Genomic DNA, 3,217 nt, shown 5'->3' with positions numbered 1-3,217 from the left:
AACCGGGACTTCACCGCCGACCGCCCTGGGGTGAAGTTCGTCGGCGACATCACCTATTAGGCTCAGCGTCTCGTTATGTGTAGCAGGGCATTCGAAGATCGCCGATGCAGTAAATGCTGGCTTGTGGACTGCACATAATTACAGCGTTTCGAGGAATGCGAGTACTCGGTCGCCAAGTGTATACCGTTTCGGAGCTGGGCTGGGATCGCTGATGCGTTGAAGGACTTTCTCCTTCATTGCGAGGTCGGCCTCGAGGTATTGGTGTGTGGTCGCCGGCCCTTCGTGGCCGAGCCACAACGCGATCACAGACAGATCGACACCGGATTGGAGTAGGTGCATCGCGGTCGAGTGGCGCAGGGTATGCGGCGATACCCGGTGGCCCGTCAGCGACGGACAGTGTTGCTCGGCGATGGCGACGGCCCGGTCGAGCCGGTCACGGACACCGGAACGGGTCATGGGTGCACCGGCGCGATTGGGGAACACCGCCGACTCCGGGCCGAGCTGGGCGCGTTGCAGCCAGCCCCGCAAGCTTCGGGCAGTATTTTTCCATAGCGGGATGGCGCGTTCTTTACGGCCTTTGCCGTGCAGGTGGACCGCGGTTTGCCGGTCTAACAGGATGTCATGGACACGTAGTCCGGCGATTTCAGAGACTCTCGCTCCGGTGTTGTAGAGGGTGGCCAGCATGACCGCGTCCCGGTGGCCGCTCCAGCTGGTCTGATCCGGTGCGGCGAGGATCGCTGCGACTTGTTCTCGGGTGAGGTAGCCCAGTACCGGCTTGTCGAATCGTTTTGGCGGGGATAGCCAGGACCTGTTCAGCGGTGGCCAGCGATGCAGGGTCGCGGACCGCGGCATAGCGCATGAAGGAATGGATCGCTGCAAGCCGGGCGTTGCGGGTACGCACCGTGTTTTTTCGGTCGGTTTCCAGATAGTCCAGGAACTGGCTCACGAGCTGGGCATCGAGGTCACTCAAACACAGCTGTTCGGGATGTTTGCGGGTGCGGTCGATGACGAAGGCGAACAGCAGCTCGAACGCATCCCGGTAGCTTTCGATGGTCCGTGCGCTGGCGCCTCGTTGGTCAATCAGGCGGCGGCAGAAGAAGTCCTGCACCAAGACGGGGAAGGTGATCTGGGCCGCTCTCATGACCGGCCTCCTGGCTGTTGCCCGGCATAGGTTTCGAATCGGTCGGCAACGATGCTCATCAGTTCCGGGACGGCCGAGAGGTACCAGTAGAGGTTGGCTATCTCGGCGTGGCCGAGATACGTGGCCAAGGCAGGGATTTTTGCTTCGACATTGGCACCTTCGGCATGCCAGGCCTGGATGCGACGCACGACCATCCGGTGGCGCAGATCATGGATCCGCGGTGCCCTGGTGCGGTTCTGCGCGGTCCAGCCAAGCCGGACGCTGAGCCGCTCGAACGTGGAGGAAGCGGAGTTATAGGCTATCCGTGCACTCCGGTCGGTGCGGAAGAACGCGTCGGCCCGACCCGGTTTCCCGTAGAGGCCGGCTCGCCGGGTCACATAGTCACGCAGCGGCGCGACGGCGCTTGGATGCAGCGGAACCAGACGCGTTCGACCCCGTTTGCTGAACCGGACGGTGATCACCCCGGCACTCAGGTCGACATCGCCGCAGCAAAGGGCCAGGGTCTCACCGATTCGCATCCCTGTGCAGGCCATCAGCGCGAACAAGGTCTTGTAACAGTACGGACGCAGCCGCCCGGCCAGCCCTGAGGCCGCGGCCAGCAGTTCGGCGATTTCGGCGTCAGAGTAGACATGCGGCGGCTTGCGGTGTCCGGTGGAGCCCAACAATCCCGGCGGAGGGACATCAGTAGTCCCGTCCAGACCGGACAGATGGCGCAGGAAGCCGCGTATAACTGTCAGCCGCCGGGCGGGGTTGCACGGATCCGTTGAGGAAGTCTCCGCAGCCCAGGCCACGCTCAGCTCCTGGGGAACCGGACCGTGGTGTCCGGCCGCGTCAAGCCAACCGCCGAAGGCACGAAGGTAGCGTTCGCACCCCACATGCCGGTAGCCCAGCTGGCGGCGCAATCCGATGTAGCTTTCCACCAGGTCCGGCATCGTCTGTGTCATGACGCCGTCTCCGGCCATGCGAGCCCGACTTCGGCCAACGCCGCGATGTCAACGCGGGCGTAGATTCCGGTCGTGGTCAGCGAACGGTGCCCCATCAGATCCGCGATCTGGCCCAACGTGGCGCCGCCGGCGAGCAGTCCGGTAGCCAGCGAGTGGCGCAGGAGGTTGGCGCCCCGCATCGGTGCGTCGATGTCCGCGCGGCGCACCGCCCTCTCCACGGCGCGGCCTACTATCGACTCGCTGATCGGCGCCCCCGTCCGCAGCCGGTCCAGCACAAATACCCGCCGCGACGTTGTCTTCGGCCGTCCGTGCTGCAGATAGGACGCCGTCGCCGCACCGACTTCCTCAGTCAGCGGCAACAACGCCCCGTGACCGGTCTTGCGCTTGCTGACGCGCAGAGTGCCATTACGCCAGTCAATATCCTCCAGCCGCAACTGGACCACCTCGCTGGACCGCAGACCCAACCGCGCCATACACAACACGATCGCCCCATCACGCAGCCCACGAGGTGTCGACCAGGAGTCCAAAGACGCTACCAGCCGGGCAAGCTGTGTCGAGTCCAGATGCCGCGGTAGATCCGAAGGCCGATGCTGCACCGTCGGCACCGAGTCTTCGAGCCGGTCCGTGCGCAGCCCTGTCGCTCGCAGGAACCGGAAGAACGACCGTAGCGATGTCGCCACGTGCCCAACAGTCCTGCTCCCGCCGTAGCGCTTCGCACTACTACCAATGAAATCCACAACGTCGACAGCACGAATATCCGCCGTGTCCACCACGCCGGCTGGCGATATCTGCTTCAAGAACTGCTCCACATGCCCGGCATAATTCCGCCGTGTCCCCAAGCACAGACCGCGGCTGCCCTGCAGATGCTCATCGAAGGCGGCCAGGAGGGCCTCCACCGTCCAATGATCCTCGTGAATATCCATCGCGATGCTCCTTGTCTCCTGAATCGATCAGATACAAGGAGCTTCGCGATTATGTGCAGTAACCGGAAGGCTCAAACAGCGACGAAATCCGGCCAGAACCGCCATCATCGCGCCCGCGCAATCGAACCGCACATAACGAGACGCTGAGCCTAATAGGTGATGTCGCCGACGAACTTCACCCCAGGGCGGTCGGCGGTGAAGTCCCGGTT

Annotated in this window: 4 protein-coding genes; all 4 read right to left on the bottom strand. The window is 63.6% G+C overall.

Going from position 1 to position 3,217, the window contains the following annotated elements; all coding sequences use genetic code 11:
• Positions 1–138: 138 nt before the first annotated feature.
• The 4 genes from BJQ90_RS11560 to BJQ90_RS11545 all read right to left on the bottom strand — a co-directional run bounded on the left by BJQ90_RS11560 (position 139) and on the right by BJQ90_RS11545 (position 3,008).
• Positions 139–735 carry a tyrosine-type recombinase/integrase gene (locus BJQ90_RS11560; protein WP_226760404.1) on the bottom strand — a complete coding sequence of 199 codons (597 nt, stop codon included), beginning with the start codon at positions 733–735 and terminating at the stop codon, positions 139–141.
• Positions 644–1,141 (bottom strand): site-specific integrase, encoded by a 498-nt coding sequence (locus BJQ90_RS22740; protein WP_226760403.1) that lies wholly within the window; start codon positions 1,139–1,141, stop codon positions 644–646. Before BJQ90_RS22740 ends, BJQ90_RS11560 begins: the two co-directional genes overlap by 92 nt.
• Positions 1,138–1,932, bottom strand: coding sequence for a tyrosine-type recombinase/integrase (locus BJQ90_RS11550; protein ID WP_226760402.1), 795 nt, complete (start codon positions 1,930–1,932; stop codon positions 1,138–1,140). Before BJQ90_RS11550 ends, BJQ90_RS22740 begins: the two co-directional genes overlap by 4 nt.
• Before the next feature lie 149 nt (positions 1,933–2,081).
• Positions 2,082–3,008: a tyrosine-type recombinase/integrase gene (locus BJQ90_RS11545; RefSeq protein ID WP_226760401.1), complete on the bottom strand. Its 927-nt coding sequence runs from the start codon at positions 3,006–3,008 to the stop codon at positions 2,082–2,084.
• Positions 3,009–3,217: the final 209 nt, after the last annotated feature.

Source organism: Arthrobacter sp. SO3 (assembly GCF_020532825.1).
Lineage (GTDB): Bacteria > Actinomycetota > Actinomycetes > Actinomycetales > Micrococcaceae > Arthrobacter.
Note: the sequence above shows the minus strand (reverse complement) of the source record. Positions and strands in the feature narration are given on the sequence as shown.

Bases quoted from the DNA above. Each gene is read 5' to 3' on its own strand.
- BJQ90_RS22740 (WP_226760403.1), bottom strand. From the start codon at position 1,141: ATGAGAGCGGCCCAGATCACCTTCCCCGTCTTGGTGCAGGACTTCTTC.
- BJQ90_RS11545 (WP_226760401.1), bottom strand. From the start codon at position 3,008: ATGGATATTCACGAGGATCATTGGACGGTGGAGGCCCTCCTGGCCGCC.